Origin of the sequence: Okeania sp. SIO2B3 (genome assembly GCF_010672525.1) — a bacterium.
Lineage (GTDB): Bacteria > Cyanobacteriota > Cyanobacteriia > Cyanobacteriales > Microcoleaceae > Okeania.
Genome location: NZ_JAAHGH010000044.1, coordinates 18,930 through 35,738 on the forward strand (window position 1 = coordinate 18,930; position 16,809 = coordinate 35,738).

Genomic DNA, 16,809 nt, shown 5'->3' on the forward strand with positions numbered 1-16,809 from the left:
TACCTAATTATGGATAGACAAATTTGGATTGCAATAACATTTATTGCCTTTTTACTATTATTTACAGTAGTAGGCATTTACTCCGCAACCCAAAAACAAAACACAACAAATGATTACCTATTAGCAAGTAGAAATGTTAATCCGTGGCTGACAGCACTATCAGCAATGGCAACAGGTCAAAGTGGGTATTTATTTATTGGAGTAATTGGCTTTACTTACAAAGTGGGAGTTGCTTCCATTTGGATACCTGTTGCTTGGGCCATAGGAGACTATATTGCTTGGTGGCTGATATTCAAAAAGTTGAGATTAGTCTCTCAGCAAACTAATTCAGATACAGTGTCCTCATTCCTCGGTCAAGAAAATCTAGAGCAAGGCAAAAATAATGGGCGCTGGATTACAATAATTTCAGCCTTAATTACTATTGCTTTTCTCGGTACTTATGCCTCCGCTCAACTGGTAGCAGCAAGCAAAGGACTAAATGCAATATTTGGCTGGAACTATCAATTAGGAGTTATCATTGGAGCTATAATTGTAGTGATATATTGCTTTTCAGGAGGCATTCGTGCTTCTATCTGGACTGACTCAGTGCAGGCAATTTTGATGATTGGCTCATTGCTGGTTTTGTGTGCAGTAGGTTTGATAGAATGTGGTGGTTTTGGAGGACTTTGGACAAAACTCAATGCAATTGACCCCACACTCACAAATTGGATTCCTACCAATCTACCTTGGGGATTTTTTCCCTACTTTTTAGGATGGGTAGTGGCAGGGTTTGGCGCCGTCGGTCAGCCTCAAATATTAGTGCGAGCAATGGCAATTGACTCTGCAGAGAATGTAGCTTTGGCTCGAAACATCAAATTTGTCTGCGGTCAAATGAACTCTGCCACAGCTTTTGGTATTGGGTTAACAGCAAGAGCATTGTTACCAGATTTAATCACATCCAGTGACCCAGAGTTGGCATTACCTTATCTATCTATGGAACTGTTACCAGCAGTTATGGTGGGGTTAATGTTAGCCGGATTATTTTCCGCAGCGATTTCTACAGCAGACTCTCAGATACTATCTTGTTCGGCTGCACTCAGTCAAGACTTGATTCCTAATATAGCTGATTCTTATAGAATGGCTAAAATTGCTACGTTAGTTGTCACAGCTATTGTATTAGCAATTGCCCTAACAGGAGACAATAACGTATTCGCTTTAGTAATTTTCTCTTGGTCAGTTTTAGCTTGTGGTTTAGGACCGTTATTGGTATTGCGGGTTTGGCAAAAGCCAGTGAGTCTACCAGTAGCGATCGCCATGATGATTATTGGAATTATTGTTTCCATAGCCTGGAATTTAGGACTTGGTTTATCTAGTGCTATTTATGAAGTGCTTCCCGGTATGGCTGCAGGCTTTATTGTTTATGGAATTGTTCATTTTTTGATCGACTCTAGAGAGTTGAGTCAATAAAAAAATTATACTACCTTATTTTATGTCCAAACTCTGCTAGAATTACAATTAAAATTTGTCATAGAGATAGGAAGAATGTTTGTAGACACAAGTACAATAGACAAAGCTGTTGAAGGCTACAAAAATATGTTAGCTTATCATTAGTATATTGAGAAGTTATTTGAAACCTTAGACAATCGCTTTGAATATGGAGAAAATGGGAAGCGACTTTTACCTGTCTCAAAAAAGAGGCTTTTTGCAAACTCAAATGATTATGCTTTATATAGTAAAGCGGAATACCCATGTGATATATGGCTGCCACCTTGGCACGGTCGTTTCTATGTTGACATAGATTCTTTAGGAGAAGAACTCAGTAATATCTCTATTGATGACTATCCTACAGATCGAGTTATGCATTTGGCTTTTGTCTGGACGTGGATAGGGTACAATGATGCTCATGTGGCTGATACAGAAAATCCCGAATGCTGGATTGGCTTTATGAAACCACAACCAACCGATCCTAAGACTCGTTTGTATGATGTCTGTGATATGGCATGGAAGTTCATACGCATTGAGACAACGACTGAAGAAGAATTTGAAGGATGGATTAAGGGACGCTTTTACCCTAATAACTTTGGCTCACAGTTAAACGGATATTGGGAAATAAAGCGTTTCCCTTTAGAACAGCTGTCTACCATGTATACAATTCAAACATTGGTTGTCTCTGAACTAACTGAAAAGTTCAACCAATTAGGCAAAAACTCCACTGTTAAAAGTATGTAGTTGCCACAGGTTACGATCAACTCAAGCTGATCGTAACAACCATCTGATAATATCGTAACTCGATTGCGGGTTTGGCAAAAACCTACAAGTGTGCCAGTAGCGATCGCTATGATGATTATTGGTATTATTGTTTCTATTGCCTGGAATTTAGGACTTGGTTTATCTAGCGCTATTTATGAAGTTCTTCCCGGTATGGCTGCAGGCTTTATTTTTTATGGAATTGTTCATTTTTTGATCGACTCTAGAGAGTTGAGTCAATAAAAAAATTATACTACTTTGTATCGGTTTTATGAAGAGGAAAAAAGATGGACGCTACAAATAAAGTATCACGATTTGAAGGCAAAAGTTGAGAGCTTTGCTAGAATTAAATGACATCTCATCATCACCGAGAAGGCGTTGCTGATTATGGGTATGATGCAAGCCCCCCGAGCAAGCCAAAATTGGGGGGAATAAAACTCTAAAAGTCCCCCTTGATCCCCCTCCCGTCCCCCGCAGGATCGGGGGAAGCCAGATGTTGCTGCGCTTTTTGTTGAACGGGGGATGCGCGGGGGCTTTACCAGAACCAAACAATCGCACATTCATACTTCAATTCAGCAACGCCACCTAGAAAAGTTCTAACAGCTTTTGGTAATATATTTAATAGACTTGTCGCTTTATAACTTACAGCGGTTTTCATGATTAGTAGACCACAGTAGGGGCGATTTCCTACGGAATGCTCCTAATTACGCGAATCGCCCCTACAGGGTTTTGGTTATGACGATGTGGTTCATCAATCTGAAAAGCGCTGTAAAAACCTCCCAAAAACCCTTAACTAATTGAATAGAAACAAATATGACATTAGAAAAAATTCCTCAGATTCAACCTTCATCCTTAACCACAATGCCAATGTTACGAGTATTGCACCTAGCAGGTTCCCTTGTATCTGACTTTTACTACAATTTATCAATACTCTATGCAAAAGAAGTAGTACAACCAGTGGGTGTCAGTAGCTACTATGCAGTGGTACACCCTGACAGTCTTTGGCAGTTAGGAACATCCTTAGATTCCTTGTCGGAAAAGATGTCTCTCCAGGATATGATTCCTCGACTACCTCAGATTGACGTAGTAGTTCCCCATATGTTCTGCTTTCCTGGAATGACCAGTTTCAGGGCTTTATTTGAGGATATTATTGGTATCCCCATAGTTGGCTCACCATCCCATTGCACAGCATTAGCAACTAACAAAGCCCATACAAGAAATATTGTTTCTACATCAGGTGTTCGGGTTGCCAAAGCACAACAATTACGTCAGGGAGATAAATTAACAATGCAGCCGCCCTTTGTCGTGAAACCAACCTCAGAAGACAATTCTTTGGGTGTGACATTGGTGCGGGATGAATCTCAAATAGAGGCAGCATTGAAAGTTGGGTTTGAACTAGACGAGACTTTGTTAGTTGAGGATTATATTCCTGGAAGGGAACTCCGTGTAGGTGTGGTTGAATATGAAGGTAAGTTGTCCGTCTTGCCGATGATAGAGTATTTAGTGACGGAGGAAAACCCTATTAGAACTGTACATGATAAGTTGGAGCTAAAATCAGACGGAACCCCTGGAAAACAACCTGAGAAACCAGAAGTAAAGCCAGTATGTCCAGCTAATGTCACACCAGAACTATTCGAGAAACTAGCAGATGCTGCCAAGAAAGCTCATGTTGCTTTAGGTTGTCGCGATTATTCTTTGTATGACTTCCGAGTCCATGCTGAAACCAACGAACCATATCTGCTGGAGGCTGGTTTGTTTTGGTCTTTCGGTAGAATTGGCATGATTTCCCGGATGCTTCAAGCTGATGGGCAAAATTTAGAAGATGTGGCTTTGCAACTATGGAGTGTAGCAGCAGGGAGGACTCGTGTAGCTTGTGGTTCGTTGTTTAAGTACAGCAAATCAGACCAAGTAGCAAAGGTATAGTACCATTTATCATTTTATTGAGCAGCGGAGTGGCTAGGGACGTTGTATGCAACGTCCCTACATGGGGTACTTGTATTGAAGCATGGTTTGTTGCTAACCATCAAAGAAAGAGCCGGAGTTGGTTAGTATTTTTGATCGTATTTTTAATAACGTTGGTGCAAAGTTGTCGAGAAAAATTGATTTCAGGCGATCGCAAATATAGAGCTTTGGATGTAGCATTTGAAGATGGTACTAATTTATCATTTTTGGATGTGTACTATATTATCAAAACCTATTGGAACAACGCAGAAATGTATGATTGGCAAGAGGGGCTATCAACAGTATTAAAATAATTAGACAAAGTTAGACACAATTATATTAGAAGACTTAAATGTTTCCGGTATGGTTAAAAACCGCAAATTAGCCAAGGCAATTAGTGATTTAGGTTGGAGAAAATTTAGGACTTTAACTGAGGCTAAGTGCGAGAAATATAGTAGAGAATTTAGAGTCATAAACAGATGGGAACCCACTTCTCAAAAATGTAGTTGTTGTGGGTTTAAAGGTGGGAAGAAAGAGTTAAATATTAGGGAGTGGACTTGCTTAAACTGTGGCACTTTCCATGATAGAGATATTAATGCTGCTGTAAATATTCTTAATACTTCTGTTGCAGAAACAGTAACTCAACCGATAACCAAAGTTGAAGAAACTGTTAAACAGGAGAATCCTGTACAACTATCACTTTTCAATCAAGTCGCCGAGGGGCACTCGGAGACGATTAAACGGACACGGAGGAAGCCTCAGACTGGCAAGCCAGCAGATTCCAATGATGTGTCAACCCGCCCTGAGTCATTTGTTCAGCTTAGTCTGTTCGAGTGATGGATGGGAATCCCGCGCTGTACCGTCAGGTCAGCGTCGGGAGGATGTCAAAGCTCTTATATGAAAGAGAATCAAAACAGTAAAAAACTGTTCAACATGGAAAGCATACCATTAAGGACTGGAAACGCGGAGCGCGGAACGGAGTTCTATCCCACTCTAATATGGAATCCGGTTATACAGTATTATGTTTATAATTCTATCCACACTTCAATCTCCCCATCTCCCCATCTCCCCATCTCCCATCTCCCCATCTCCCCATCTCCCCATCTCCAAAAACTATATAATAAGTATTCAACTGGACATGATATTACAGGTCTAATCGTTAAAGCCTAAATGTTGGCGTAGAGAATGGCGCATAATATCAACTGGGACAGACTTTTGTAACCATAATTCCAAGGCAGTAGCCCCTTGTTGAACCAACATTTCTAATCCATCAATAGCGATCGCTCCTCTAACCAGAGCTTGTTGAAGAAATTTAGTAGGGTTGGGAATATAGATTAAATCATAGACTATTGCTCCTGGTGATAATAGATTGAACACTTTCTCATCTACTGGAGACTGCTCGATATTAGGATACATTCCAATCGGAGTAGTATTCACTAGCAAATCTGCCTGTGAAACTAATCTTGACATTTCATCCCACTTATGTATTTTTAGATTTACTGGTAAAGGAGAATTAATCCAACTTTGCCTAAAAGCAGCTAACTTTTCTTGAGACCGACCAATAACATGAATTTCTGCACAACCCAATTGAGCACAACCAGCCACTACTGCGCGAGATGCACCACCATTACCTAAAATCAATGCTACCTTTTGATGCCAATCCCAATTATAAGTTTTTAGTGGAGAAAGAAATCCTTCCACATCTGTATTTGTCCCCTCCCATCCCTTATCTGTTTGATAAACAGTATTAACTGCCCCCACTGCTTGAGCAAGGTCTGAAACTTTTGACAAAAGTGGTAATATTGTTTGTTTGTGGGGAATAGTAATATTAAAACCCTGAATGCCAATAGCAGAAAACCCAGCAATAGCTGTTTTTAAATTTTCTGGTTTAATTGGAAAAGGTAGGTAAACATAATCTATTAAGTTTTGTTGATTATTTATTGCTTTAATTGCAGCATTGTGCATTACTGGAGACAAAGAATGTTCAACGGGATAGCCAATGACTCCTAATAATTTTGTTTTACCTGTAATCATTTGGGAAATATAAGTAAAAATTGCTATAATTTATTTTATAGAAATTAAACAACAAAAACTATAGTGCTATAGTAAAAATGACTATTATTGGAACTAGAGAAGCAGCTTTTTTATTAGGTATTTGTTGTCAACGCGTCAGAGTTTTACTTTCTCAAGGTAGAATCAAAGGCGCTTATAAACACAAGGGATTTTGGCAAATTCCTCTTTATGGCCAAATGCCTGTTGTTATACCAGGGACTAGAGGTCCTAAAGGTATGTAGTGCCATCGACAGCGACAGAAGCCAACCATGATTCATTTGACATCCCCCCCCGGCCTAAAAGGTACGGAGATTCCTACCGAGCCTAAGCTCCTCGGCGGGTTGACGTTTTGCGCTCCGCAAAGCTCCGCTAACATTGGCTGCTGCACCCACCCCTCTTGCTCCCCTCCCGGGAGGGGATGGGGGTGGGTTACGCTTGCCTCCACGTCCGTCTCAAGTATTTCAAAATGAGTTGCTTAGGCGTTGAAGTTGTTACTCATCTTCCTGAAGGAAAAGACGGAAGACGAGTCACCGCCCGCTCATGCATGAAAAGTAGAAAGACCATTCCGCAGCGTCAAAGAAATGCACGAAACCCTTTACCATCTGAAGGAACCAGAAACTGAAAAAGAAGCTAATGTAGGTTTAATGCAATTTCTCCACTACTACAACAGTCAACCTCACCGCAACGAACCTCACTCTAGAATAGAAGACTGGTTAGCTAACCTACCCCCAGAAAACATACGTCAAATGTGTAGTTGGGAACGTTTTTGTACCTTTGCTCGCGAACCCGAACGTCGTAAAGTTGGTATTGATGCTCGTGTCAGTATTGATGGAGTTGCTTATGAAGTAGACTCAGACTTAGCCGGAGAGACAGTCACCTTTTGGTGGGGACTATTTGACAATGAACTGTATGTGGAACATACTGACAAACGCTACGGACCTTACTCTCCTATCAGTGGTCCTATCCCTTTACATCGTTACCGTAACCTCAAAAAAACACGCACTCAAAAAAGGGCAGACCGAATAGAAGCCTTAGCCAAGCAATTATCTCTTTCCAATTCTAGTAACGTCAATGGTATCATCAATTTTCCCAATTTCACAGAGATTCTTGAACTGCCAGTGCAGCCATTTGTCGATCCAGACCCCTTTCAGGAGCTGACATTTCCAAATATCATAGCAGCCAAACGAGCTATTGCTGATTTTCTCGCAACGGTATCAAAAAGTTACTTCACTTCGTGCAGAAGACGCTGCACATAAAGCTTTAAATATTTTAAGTAAATCAGAGAATAAATTCTTTTAATAGTTGCTGTAATAAAAGTATATAAAATACATACTTTTTCAACTCAGAATTTATGTTGTGAACAGAGTATTAGTACTACTCTGCCCTTGTGGACTGAGGGTTGCTGTTAACATTTGTCTTCGCAGTTGAGACATTATATTTTTTAAAGCCTGTAATCTAGGCATCAAAAAGCTTACAGCCTATTTGCAATTAATGTGAGCTGAAAATCTTGTTTGCAAGCTGTTTGCAATTAATGTGAGCTTGTTTGCAGATAATGTGAGCCGAAGGGTGTTTTTATTTGCAGTTAATGTGAGCTGTTTGCGGAGCATTCCGTAGGAAAAATTGCCTTGTTTGCGAGCCGAGGTGTTTTTGTTTGCAAGCCGTTACAACTAACAATATGATGACATATCTACAGACAAAAATCAACTAAAAAGTCGCCCGCTTATGGGCGAGGCTTGAAACCCAATTTTTCGGTCAGTCAGCAAAATAAGTTTGTCGTACCCTGCGGAGTAGCACTGCTGCTGCCTTTTCCCTCCTCTGAATAAATAAGAAAAAAAATACGCCTGAGTCATCCCAGACGTATTAACAATATAAATAATTTTCCAAAGTAGCCTATTACTCTAAAGCACTAGCACCACCCACAACTTCCAGAATTTCTTGAGTAATAGCAGCTTGCCGAGCTTTGTTATAAGAAAGAGTTAATGTACCAACTAATTCACTAGCATTATCACTAGCATTACTCATTGCTGTCATCCGAGATGCTAACTCACTAGCAGATGATTCTTGCCACGCCCTCAATAACTGGTTAGTTAAAAATAATGGCAAGAGAGCTTCTAAAATTTGAGTTGGGTCTTGCTCAAAAATCATATCGCGGGGAAAGCTTTTAGTAGGTGCTGTTACTTTATCCCGTGATACTTCAAAGTGACCACCTTTAGTAGTTAAACGGAAGATTTCATCATCTTGAACTTCTAAACCTTGAGGATCGAGAGGTAAGAGAGTTTGAATCACAGGTTGAGAGCTAATTAGTGAAATAAATTTGGTATAAACTAACTCTACTCTATCTACTGTTCCTGAGAGAAAATCAGCAAGTACTTCATCAGTAACTGCTGAAGCATCATCAGCTGTCGGAATTTTTTCAGGATTATCATAAGTGTTTAAAATTGGAGCTTCCCGACGTTGGAAATATTGAATCGCTTTACGTCCAATCAATAAATATTTATAATCAACTCCTTGCTCAGTGAGTTCACTAGCTCTGGTTTCTGCGCGTTTAATGATGCTGCTGTTATAGCTACCACATAAACCACGATTTCCAGAAATGACTAATAACCCTACTGTTTTAACTTCCCTTTGTTTTAGTAGGGGTAAATCTACACTTTCAAATTGTAAACGTTCGGCAAGTCCATATAAAACTTGAGCAAGGCGGTCGGCAAAAGGCCGAGTTTTAATCACTTGTTCCTGGGCACGACGTACTTTGGCCGCAGCCACTAGGCGCATTGCTTCTGTAATTTTTTTAGTGTTTTTGACCGAATTGATGCGATCGCGAATAGCTTTTAAATTAGGCATAATTTTGTATAGGAAGGAGTAACAAGTAACAATGAAGAAAGAAGAAGGGAACTCTCAACCCTTTTTTTCTATAAGTCTATTTTCTATAAGTCTATAGAGATTGGCCTATAAATTAAGTGCGAATTAGTCTTCAAAGTTAGGTAGTTTGACATCCTCTCCCGTTAAATAAGAGCGATTATAACGGGAGATTCCCAAACCTCACGATTTAGGTTTACTGCTTGAGTGGCACTTATCTAGATTGAAAACAACCCCCGACAGTACGCCAACGAGCGTCAATTTGTTGAACCACGATCTGCAAAGGTCGCAGTGACACCATTCTATCTCAATGGAGTGCTTATTGTTTGTTTGGTCGCGATTCATCTCCCGGTAAATCGGAGATTATACCGGAAGTCCTCAAAGCTCCATTTTTGATAGTTAAGTATTAATAACTAATAATTAGTGGCTAGTTGCTTTTGAGCATTAACAACTAACCACTAAATGTTAATACCTAGAAAGTAACTAATTTACTAAGCAGATACCAAGAATGTTTGCTTATACTCAGTAATGCCTTCTTTTAAGACAGTTTGAGCATCATCAGTGAGTACTCTTTCAGTGTTGATAATTTCACCGAACTTGGGCTTACTGTTGTTCAAGTAATCTAGTAAACCAGAAATAAATTTAGTCACCTTCTCAAGAGGAATATCATCCAAGTAACCATTAATACCAGAATAAATCACTGCTACTTGTTCGGGAAGAGAGCGAGGTGAGTTTTGAGGTTGTTTCAAAATCTCCCGCAAGCGCTGACCTCTTGCCAGTTGGTTTTGGGTAGCTTTATCCAAGTCTGAAGCAAATTGAGAGAACGCTTCTAATTCAGCAAACTGTGCTAGCTCTAGCTTAATTTTACCAGCAACTTTTTTCATTGCCTTGGTCTGAGCGGCCGAACCCACCCTAGACACGGAAACACCTGCGTTTACTGCTGGGCGGAAACCTGCGTTAAATAAGTCACTGGAGAGGAAGATTTGACCGTCGGTAATAGAGATAACGTTGGTAGGAATGTAGGCCGAAACGTCACCAGCTTGAGTTTCAATAATTGGTAGAGCAGTCATACTGCCTCCACCTAAGTTATCATTGAGTTTAGCAGCTCTTTCTAGGAGACGGGAGTGGAGATAGAATACATCTCCTGGATATGCTTCACGACCTGGTGGACGACGCAGTAGCAAAGATACCTGGCGATAAGCTTGAGCTTGCTTGGAAAGGTCATCATAGATTACCAGAGTTGCTTTGCCATTATACATAAAGTATTCAGCAATAGTTGCACCAGTATAAGGAGCCAAGTATTGGAGAGTTGCAGGGTCACTGGCATTAGCAGCTACTACAACGGTGTAATCCATTGCACCTTTTTCTTCAAGGGTACTTACTACCTGAACTACAGTAGAAGCTTTTTGACCGATAGCCACATATACACAGATAACATCTTCGCCTTTCTGGTTAATGATAGTATCGATGGCGATCGCTGTTTTACCTGTTTGTCTGTCACCGATAATCAATTCCCGTTGGCCTCTACCGATGGGGATCATGGAGTCGATCGCCGTGATACCTGTTTGCATAGGTTCACAAACAGAACGGCGATCGATAATTCCTGGAGCTGGAGATTCAATCAAACGGCTATCAGTAGTTGCAATATCTCCCTTACCATCGATCGGCCTACCGAGACCATCAATCACCCGGCCAATCATGGCATCTCCAACTGGAACCTGGGCAATTCTACCTGTGGCAGTTACAGCAGATCCTTCTTGAATTTCCCGGCCTTCGCCCATCAATACTGCACCGACGTTGTCTTCTTCTAGGTTTTGGGCAATGCCTACTGTGCCATCTGAGAACTCTACCAGTTCTCCTGCCATTACCTTATCTAGGCCATAAATCCTGGCAATACCGTCACCCACTTGTAGAACAGTACCAACGTTAGATACTTTGACATCTTGGTCGTACTGTTCTATTTGGTCGCGAATAATTTGGCTAATTTCGTCAGGTCTGATTGATACCATTTTTCTTTTTTATTGTCCAGTCTTTATTACAAAAAATGAGTGAGTTATCTTTTGCGGGTTTAATACCCCACCGTCACTTGCGGTGCTTAAAATTGCTTGGGGTTATAAGACACGGAGTGGCCGGTCGTTGACTATCCCCATGCAATTACACCTTCTGCCTTCTGCCTTCTTCAAGATTTGAGGCTATTCCCAATTCGGCGTAGTTGTCCTTGCAGACTAGAGTCAATTATCTGAGAGCCTATTTTGATAATGACACCACCGAGTAAGCTGGGGTCGATTTTGGTTTCAATATCTACATCCCTTGCATCAGTCATTGATTTGACTCGTTCGCGGACTGTATTTTTTTGGTCTTCGTTTAATTCTACTGTGGAGGTCACTTCTGCTAGAACAGTTTGATTTAGTTCTCGCAATAGTGCTAGGTATTTTTTCCCTATCTCTTCTAGAAAAATAATCCGACCTCTATCAACTAGCAGCTTTAAAAAATTACGCATATAGGGATTGACTTCATCGCCCATCATGCGTTGCAGTACTGCTTTTTTGTCTTCTGGTTTAATAATTGGATTTCCCATAAATTGCTTCAATTCTGGGGATTCATCCATAATATTAATCAGGGAACGTATATCTTCCCCAAACCTCTCGGCAAGGTCTTTTGATTTAGCCAAGGACATTAGAGCTGCTGCGTAGGGTTCTACAATTTCACCAGCAATTACAGTCATGATTGACCTCCTAATAACCCCAGACTACGATCTATTAATTGTTGCTGGGAATTCTCATCTAAAGTTTCTTTGAGGCGAGATTCTACTTGTGCCAATGCTTTAGATGCTACAATTGAGCGCAGTTGGGCAATTGCTTTATCTCTTTCAGAGTCCATCTCTTGGCTAGCAGTAGCTTTCATCCGCTCAATATCTTGTTCTGCCTGTTGCTCAATTTTTTGCTTGACTTCCTGTGCTCTTGTTTCAGCAGTGGCTAGAATTTTTTTGGCCTCTACTTGAGCTTGAGCCAACTTTTGTTGTTGAGCTTCTAGAGCTGATGCTGCTTCTTGTTGACGTTTTTCTGCTTCTTTGATTGCTTGTTCAATAGTGGCGCGTCTTTCACTAAGAATTTTCCCTATAAAGCCTCGCCCAAAATAAATTAAAACTACAATCAAAATTCCTAAATTAATTAGGTTAGTGTCTAAAATATCCAGGTTTAGACCAAAACCTTCTTCTGCGCTAGCTTCTGTGGCTAGCCATAAAACATTTACCATGATATCCTGTGATAGTTAGCCTTAAATTATCTTGTTGTATGCTGAGTTTTACGATCAATAGCTCAACTTTTCAACCTGGAATTTTCTTTGGCTATCTGACCAATTCTGGTCCTAATAGTTTTTCTAGAATTTGGCGGCTCAAAGAGTCTACCTGTTCTTCTAACTGTTGCAAAGCTGCTTGCTTTTGCTGTTCTATTTCTTGAGCTGCTTGTTCTCTTTTGGCTTGTGCTTCTTGTTGAGCTTTAGCCACTTTTTCGGCTACTATTTTCTGAGCTGCTGCTTGAGCTTCAGTAATAATTGCTTGAGATTTTTTACGAGTTTCTGCTAGGTCTTGCTCGTATTGTTCAGCTAATTTTTTGGTCTTTGCCAAACCCTCTTCTGCTTTTATTTGATTGTCGCGGATATAATCTGCACGAGAATCTATAGCTTTACCCAGTGGTTTGTAAAAAATTTTATCCAAGACAAAAGCCAGAATCAGAAACTGAATTGCCATTAAGGGTAGAGTTGCGTTAATGTCAAACAAACCACCCTTTTCTGCTACTTCTTCAACGGCTAGTAATATTGTCCAATTTATCATTTTCTCTAATTTTTAGGTGGTTCCCAATAGTTTAGGTTGGGTTTAACTAGCCATCAGCTATCAGCTATCAGCCTAAAAATTTGCCCATATAATTTAGGTATCTGTTTGCGTAGCATTCCGCCAGAAAAAGCTTGGGTAAAACATCCCCGACTTCTAGCTTTTCGCTTAATTTTAGGGGTTGCTTTAAATCCCCTTTCCGTTCAGAATGCTCTGCAAATGCGCAAAGCTGACTGCTAATTGCTGAACTGCTGAATGCTTTTTAAAGATTTTAGATTTTCGATCTCCAAAATCAAAAATCTAAAATCCCTATTTTCTATAATGAGGGTTGTTTATGCAAAGGGGTTGGCAAATAGCAACACCAGTGATACCACCAAACCGTAAATTGTTAAAGCTTCCATAAATGCCAAACTTAACAATAATGTGCCTCGAATTTTTCCTTCTGCTTCTGGTTGACGGGCAATACCTTCTACAGCTTGACCTGCTGCATTTCCTTGACCAATTCCAGGACCAATCGCACCTAAACCTACAGCTAAGGCAGCAGCAACGACGGAAGCAGCAGCAATCAATGGATCCATAATAATTTTCTTTCCTTTTTTAACCTAAAGTACAAACTTGACGATTAACTAGAACTATATTGATTACACTGTTGCGTAATCAACTACATACACAATTGTCACTTTTTTCGATGAACTGATGTGATGGTTGAAGTGAAATCCGAAACTCAATAAGTTCAAGTTTCATGCTTTTATCTCACATCACTCGTCAACTCTGAAGTTTACTTGTTTTGTTGTTTTGGGGGACTTATTGCTCTACCATTTCCAGTTTCCGTGAATCTGGCGAGAATTCATCCCATTCACTGCCTAGAATACCAGACTTTGAGTTACTTTTAAGCAAATTTTTTTTCTACTACTTAACTAACTCTTAATCGTGATGTTCTGCGCCGTGTTCTTCTAACGCTTCTCCGATGTAGTTAGCAGCTAGGGTTGCAAAAATTAGTGCCTGAATAGCACTTAAAAATAGACCCAAAACCATTAGTGGTAGAGGAATAAATAGAGGTACTAGCAGAACTAGCACTCCCACAACCAATTCATCAGCAAGAATATTACCAAATAAACGGAAGCTTAGGGACAAAGGCTTGGTAAAATCTTCTATGATCTTAAAGGGGACCATAAATGGTACTGGTTCAGCATAGCCCGCAAAATATCCTAAGCCTTTTTTGCTGATACCTGCATAAAAATATGCTATGGAAGTCAGTAGTGCCAATGCCACTGTTGTATTAATGTCACTTGTGGGGGCAGCTAGTTCTCCCGCAGGTAGTTCTATTACTTTCCATGGTACTAGCGCTCCTGACCAATTTGACACAAATATAAATAGGAACAAAGTACCAACAAATGGCACCCAAGGCCGATAATCTTTTTCACCAATTTGGTCTTTTGTTAGGCTGCGTATAAATTCTAGGATGTACTCCATGAAATTTTGCATCCCACTAGGAATTCGCTGCACATTTAGTGTTGCTGTTAAGGCAGCCAAGACTATCAAGGCAATTACAAACCAGGATGTGAGTAAAATTTGCCCATGTATTTTGAGGCTGCCTAGCTCCCAGTAAAAATGCTGGCCAACTTCTAGTTCAGCCAGAGGTAAATAGTTAATAGTATGCAAAATATCTAGCATTTTGATTCTCAGGCTTCCCGATTTATATCAAGTGGATTTTTCAACAATTAGAATTAGCTTGAATTGCTATGAGTTTGGCATCAAAGTGGTTCGCAGTACATGTATTATTAGTGCTGCTTTGTAAGTCAGAAACCCTAGGAAAATCGGCAAAATTTTGAGCTGATTTAACTGAGTTGCTAATATTATTAGCCCGACAAATATTGCTAGTCTGGTTTTACCTACACTTCTTTTATCCCCGCCAATACTCTCAACTTCTTTAGCTAACATTCTTAAGTAAACCACACTTGTAGTTGCTCCTATCAAATAATTAAGAGCAATGTTTAGGGAGTAAAAAACCCAGACAAAGATAAATATTATACCTGTAATTGTCAAGGTGATTACATATAATTCCTGCTGCAGTTTGTAATACTCTTGCATTGAAGTGTTTGGTTCTGCCGCTGCAGTTTCAACTTCTGGAGTATTACTATCGTCAACAGTTATGGTTTCTGGTGATGTATCAGATGTATTCACAAAAATTTAGATACTAATCACAAGTGGTAGGCTTTTTCTATATGCCAAGAGTCATCATACCATGTTGGAGCAAGCATACCCAGAAGTCAAAAGTTAAAATTTAGAGGCCATAAGTCTGAGGAGTCAGGACTCAGGAGTCAGGAGTCAGGAGGAAAAAAGAAGGAAGAGAAGAAGAAAGTTTTTTATCACTAATTATTCAGAACAAGATATAATATCATGTTTCTTTGAATACCCACAATAAAAAATTGAAGGAATAGGGAACAGGGAGAAATTGATCGGGGAAAAGATTTTTATTATGGCTAATTAATACCTCGCCATCCCTCGACCACTTTTTTCTCCTATAAGGAAGAGGCTTTAATTCTTAATTATTCGGTAAGTAGAATCAAAAGTCTGGACTGAAGCGATCGCACAATTTCTAATCCTACTGGTACATTAGCTAATATTTCTCCTACTGTGGATGGAGATTGGCTGTTAGAGTTAGTATCACAAGCTTGTAGAAATTCATATTCTTCCCTTGACAAATTTACCAATTTATAATCTCCATCAAATATATTCTCGCTCGGCCATCCCTGAATACAAGGACTTAATTTAGGTGTTGCTGCTAAGAGAAGGCGATCGTCAGACCAATTAATCCTGGGCAAAGGTGGCCTACTCAAGAAAAACTCATAATGACTAATCTGGGGGTCTAATAATTCAATTAAACGATAACGTTCTTGCTCATCCAAACCAACAACTCTATCGAGCAACTCGGAAGATTTTCCGACCAGTCTCTCTATATTCCAGTATTCACGATTAGAAAATCCCAGAAACTCTAAACCAGATGCTTCTATTAACTCAAATAGAGTATCGATATTATAATCAATCTCTTGGGGATGGACATACATATCTGCAAAACACTCATCTCTTTTATTTTCAAAAGCCCATCTTTCCTGTTCATATTTGACAAGACGGTTATTTTCTGGTAGAGAAGCAAAAAGTTGACGTCCGATTTTCACTCCATCTTGATAGTTGCCACGTTCATTACCTTGAAGGATAGCGATCGCCTGTTGCATGAGTCTAATTTCCCAGCGACCCAACTCTGCATAAACAAAGATGTGCATAATTCCACCAGGAGCTAATTTCAAAGCCAGATTTTGAATACCTCTAATTGGATCGGGTAAATGATGCAGCACTCCTACACAATTAATAAAGTTAAACTCTCCTTCTATTTGGCCTACATCATATATGCTGAGATGATGAAATTCTACTCGTGAAGCTCCCGAACGACTACACCGTTCCTTGGCCACTTGTAAAGCTCCACTACTTAAATCAATTCCAACTACAGATGCTTGAGGATTAAGATGAACTAAATAATCTGTACTAGAACCAGTGCCACAACCTGCATCTAAAATCCTAATATTTTGTTTTTGGGGTGTTTGACCAGTGCAAAAACTGTAAGCTACTGGCCAACTCCAGCGCCAGTTATATCCGGGTGGTGCTTCATCTACTAAAGGGTCTGGGGGAAATGGAAAAGTATCGTACAGTCCCTCTACAGCAGAACTAATATCTAATTTATCCTTCATTTTGTTTTGGGTTTAATAGTTACTAAATATATTTGCTAAAAATTATAGTGCTATATATAGCAATCCCAAATAATTTGTCAAAAAATCTAAGGATAGATAAAAATTATGAGACTTTTACCAGTATTCCCAGATACGGTATTCCCTATTGCCTAAATTAAA

The 16,809-nt window shown here is 39.8% G+C and carries 16 protein-coding genes and 2 pseudogenes; 8 read left to right on the forward strand and 10 right to left on the reverse strand.

The genetic code is table 11. The features are described from left to right. Positions 1-9 precede the first annotated feature (9 nt). From F6K15_RS23230 to F6K15_RS23255, 6 genes and pseudogenes are all read left to right on the forward strand, one after another. Positions 10-1,446: a sodium/proline symporter gene (locus F6K15_RS23230; protein ID WP_293064936.1), complete on the forward strand. Its 1,437-nt coding sequence runs from the start codon at positions 10-12 to the stop codon at positions 1,444-1,446. Positions 1,447-1,836: 390 nt separating this feature from the next. Further along, on the forward strand, positions 1,837-2,208 hold the full coding sequence (locus F6K15_RS23235) for a hypothetical protein (protein ID WP_293064939.1): 372 nt from the start codon (positions 1,837-1,839) through the stop codon (positions 2,206-2,208). Positions 2,209-2,271: 63 nt separating this feature from the next. After that, positions 2,272-2,469 carry a hypothetical protein gene (locus tag F6K15_RS23240; RefSeq protein WP_293064942.1) on the forward strand — a complete coding sequence of 66 codons (198 nt, stop codon included), beginning with the start codon at positions 2,272-2,274 and terminating at the stop codon, positions 2,467-2,469. Positions 2,470-3,039: 570 nt separating this feature from the next. Further along, on the forward strand, positions 3,040-4,149 hold the full coding sequence (locus F6K15_RS23245) for a D-alanine--D-alanine ligase (RefSeq protein WP_293064945.1): 1,110 nt from the start codon (positions 3,040-3,042) through the stop codon (positions 4,147-4,149). A gap of 29 nt (positions 4,150-4,178) precedes the next feature. Then, positions 4,179-4,481 carry a hypothetical protein gene (locus tag F6K15_RS23250; protein ID WP_293064948.1) on the forward strand — a complete coding sequence of 101 codons (303 nt, stop codon included), beginning with the start codon at positions 4,179-4,181 and terminating at the stop codon, positions 4,479-4,481. Positions 4,482-4,500: 19 nt separating this feature from the next. Beyond that, positions 4,501-5,004, forward strand: a pseudogene (locus tag F6K15_RS23255) (RNA-guided endonuclease InsQ/TnpB family protein); the annotation flags it as partial. A 315-nt stretch (positions 5,005-5,319) separates the two neighbouring features. Here the strand turns inward: F6K15_RS23255 and F6K15_RS23260 are convergent. Then, positions 5,320-6,201 (reverse strand): shikimate dehydrogenase, encoded by an 882-nt coding sequence (locus tag F6K15_RS23260; protein ID WP_293064950.1) that lies wholly within the window; start codon positions 6,199-6,201, stop codon positions 5,320-5,322. Between the two features lie 77 nt (positions 6,202-6,278). Here F6K15_RS23260 and F6K15_RS23265 point away from each other — a divergent pair, with 77 nt between their 5' ends. Both F6K15_RS23265 and F6K15_RS23270 read left to right on the forward strand, forming a co-directional pair. Continuing rightward, on the forward strand, positions 6,279-6,461 hold the full coding sequence (locus F6K15_RS23265; RefSeq protein ID WP_363268543.1) for a hypothetical protein: 183 nt from the start codon (positions 6,279-6,281) through the stop codon (positions 6,459-6,461). Between the two features lie 224 nt (positions 6,462-6,685). Next, positions 6,686-7,257 (forward strand): annotated as a pseudogene (locus F6K15_RS23270) (IS481 family transposase); the annotation flags it as partial. A gap of 855 nt (positions 7,258-8,112) precedes the next feature. On the opposite strand, the gene F6K15_RS23275 reads toward F6K15_RS23270, so the two are convergent. The 9 genes from F6K15_RS23275 to F6K15_RS23315 form a co-directional block, all read right to left on the reverse strand. Continuing rightward, a complete protein-coding gene (locus tag F6K15_RS23275; RefSeq protein ID WP_293064952.1) occupies positions 8,113-9,060 on the reverse strand; it encodes a F0F1 ATP synthase subunit gamma in 948 nt (315 codons plus the stop codon). 506 nt (positions 9,061-9,566) lie between these two features. Next, positions 9,567-11,084, reverse strand: coding sequence for a F0F1 ATP synthase subunit alpha (gene atpA / locus F6K15_RS23280; protein ID WP_293064955.1), 1,518 nt, complete (start codon positions 11,082-11,084; stop codon positions 9,567-9,569). 170 nt (positions 11,085-11,254) lie between these two features. Next, positions 11,255-11,800: an ATP synthase F1 subunit delta gene (atpH, locus tag F6K15_RS23285; protein WP_293064958.1), complete on the reverse strand. Its 546-nt coding sequence runs from the start codon at positions 11,798-11,800 to the stop codon at positions 11,255-11,257. Then, positions 11,797-12,330 (reverse strand): F0F1 ATP synthase subunit B, encoded by a 534-nt coding sequence (locus F6K15_RS23290; protein ID WP_293064961.1) that lies wholly within the window; start codon positions 12,328-12,330, stop codon positions 11,797-11,799. Before F6K15_RS23290 ends, atpH begins: the two co-directional genes overlap by 4 nt. A 91-nt stretch (positions 12,331-12,421) precedes the next feature. After that, positions 12,422-12,907, reverse strand: coding sequence for a F0F1 ATP synthase subunit B' (locus F6K15_RS23295; RefSeq protein ID WP_293064964.1), 486 nt, complete (start codon positions 12,905-12,907; stop codon positions 12,422-12,424). Between the two features lie 329 nt (positions 12,908-13,236). After that, a complete protein-coding gene (gene atpE, locus F6K15_RS23300) occupies positions 13,237-13,482 on the reverse strand; it encodes an ATP synthase F0 subunit C (protein WP_011611801.1) in 246 nt (81 codons plus the stop codon). 346 nt (positions 13,483-13,828) lie between these two features. Then, entirely contained in the window at positions 13,829-14,578 is a 750-nt protein-coding gene (gene atpB / locus F6K15_RS23305) for a F0F1 ATP synthase subunit A (protein ID WP_375339679.1), read from the reverse strand. Between the two features lie 66 nt (positions 14,579-14,644). Next, positions 14,645-15,088 carry an ATP synthase subunit I gene (locus tag F6K15_RS23310; protein ID WP_293064982.1) on the reverse strand — a complete coding sequence of 148 codons (444 nt, stop codon included), beginning with the start codon at positions 15,086-15,088 and terminating at the stop codon, positions 14,645-14,647. Positions 15,089-15,453: 365 nt separating this feature from the next. Then, on the reverse strand, positions 15,454-16,650 hold the full coding sequence (locus F6K15_RS23315; RefSeq protein ID WP_293064984.1) for a bifunctional 2-polyprenyl-6-hydroxyphenol methylase/3-demethylubiquinol 3-O-methyltransferase UbiG: 1,197 nt from the start codon (positions 16,648-16,650) through the stop codon (positions 15,454-15,456). Positions 16,651-16,809: the final 159 nt, after the last annotated feature.

What these genes read in the sequence shown, in the direction of transcription:
- F6K15_RS23230 (WP_293064936.1), top strand. Translation starts at nt 10, where the DNA reads ATGGATAGACAAATTTGGATTGCAATAACATTTATTGCCTTTTTACTA.
- F6K15_RS23235 (WP_293064939.1), top strand. Translation starts at nt 1,837, where the DNA reads ATGCATTTGGCTTTTGTCTGGACGTGGATAGGGTACAATGATGCTCAT.
- F6K15_RS23245 (WP_293064945.1), top strand. Translation starts at nt 3,040, where the DNA reads ATGACATTAGAAAAAATTCCTCAGATTCAACCTTCATCCTTAACCACA.
- F6K15_RS23260 (WP_293064950.1), bottom strand. Translation starts at nt 6,201, where the DNA reads ATGATTACAGGTAAAACAAAATTATTAGGAGTCATTGGCTATCCCGTT.
- F6K15_RS23265 (WP_363268543.1), top strand. Translation starts at nt 6,279, where the DNA reads ATGACTATTATTGGAACTAGAGAAGCAGCTTTTTTATTAGGTATTTGT.
- F6K15_RS23275 (WP_293064952.1), bottom strand. Translation starts at nt 9,060, where the DNA reads ATGCCTAATTTAAAAGCTATTCGCGATCGCATCAATTCGGTCAAAAAC.
- atpA (WP_293064955.1), bottom strand. Translation starts at nt 11,084, where the DNA reads ATGGTATCAATCAGACCTGACGAAATTAGCCAAATTATTCGCGACCAA.
- atpH (WP_293064958.1), bottom strand. Translation starts at nt 11,800, where the DNA reads ATGACTGTAATTGCTGGTGAAATTGTAGAACCCTACGCAGCAGCTCTA.
- F6K15_RS23290 (WP_293064961.1), bottom strand. Translation starts at nt 12,330, where the DNA reads ATGGTAAATGTTTTATGGCTAGCCACAGAAGCTAGCGCAGAAGAAGGT.
- F6K15_RS23295 (WP_293064964.1), bottom strand. Translation starts at nt 12,907, where the DNA reads ATGATAAATTGGACAATATTACTAGCCGTTGAAGAAGTAGCAGAAAAG.
- atpE (WP_011611801.1), bottom strand. Translation starts at nt 13,482, where the DNA reads ATGGATCCATTGATTGCTGCTGCTTCCGTCGTTGCTGCTGCCTTAGCT.
- atpB (WP_375339679.1), bottom strand. Translation starts at nt 14,578, where the DNA reads ATGCTAGATATTTTGCATACTATTAACTATTTACCTCTGGCTGAACTA.
- F6K15_RS23315 (WP_293064984.1), bottom strand. Translation starts at nt 16,650, where the DNA reads ATGAAGGATAAATTAGATATTAGTTCTGCTGTAGAGGGACTGTACGAT.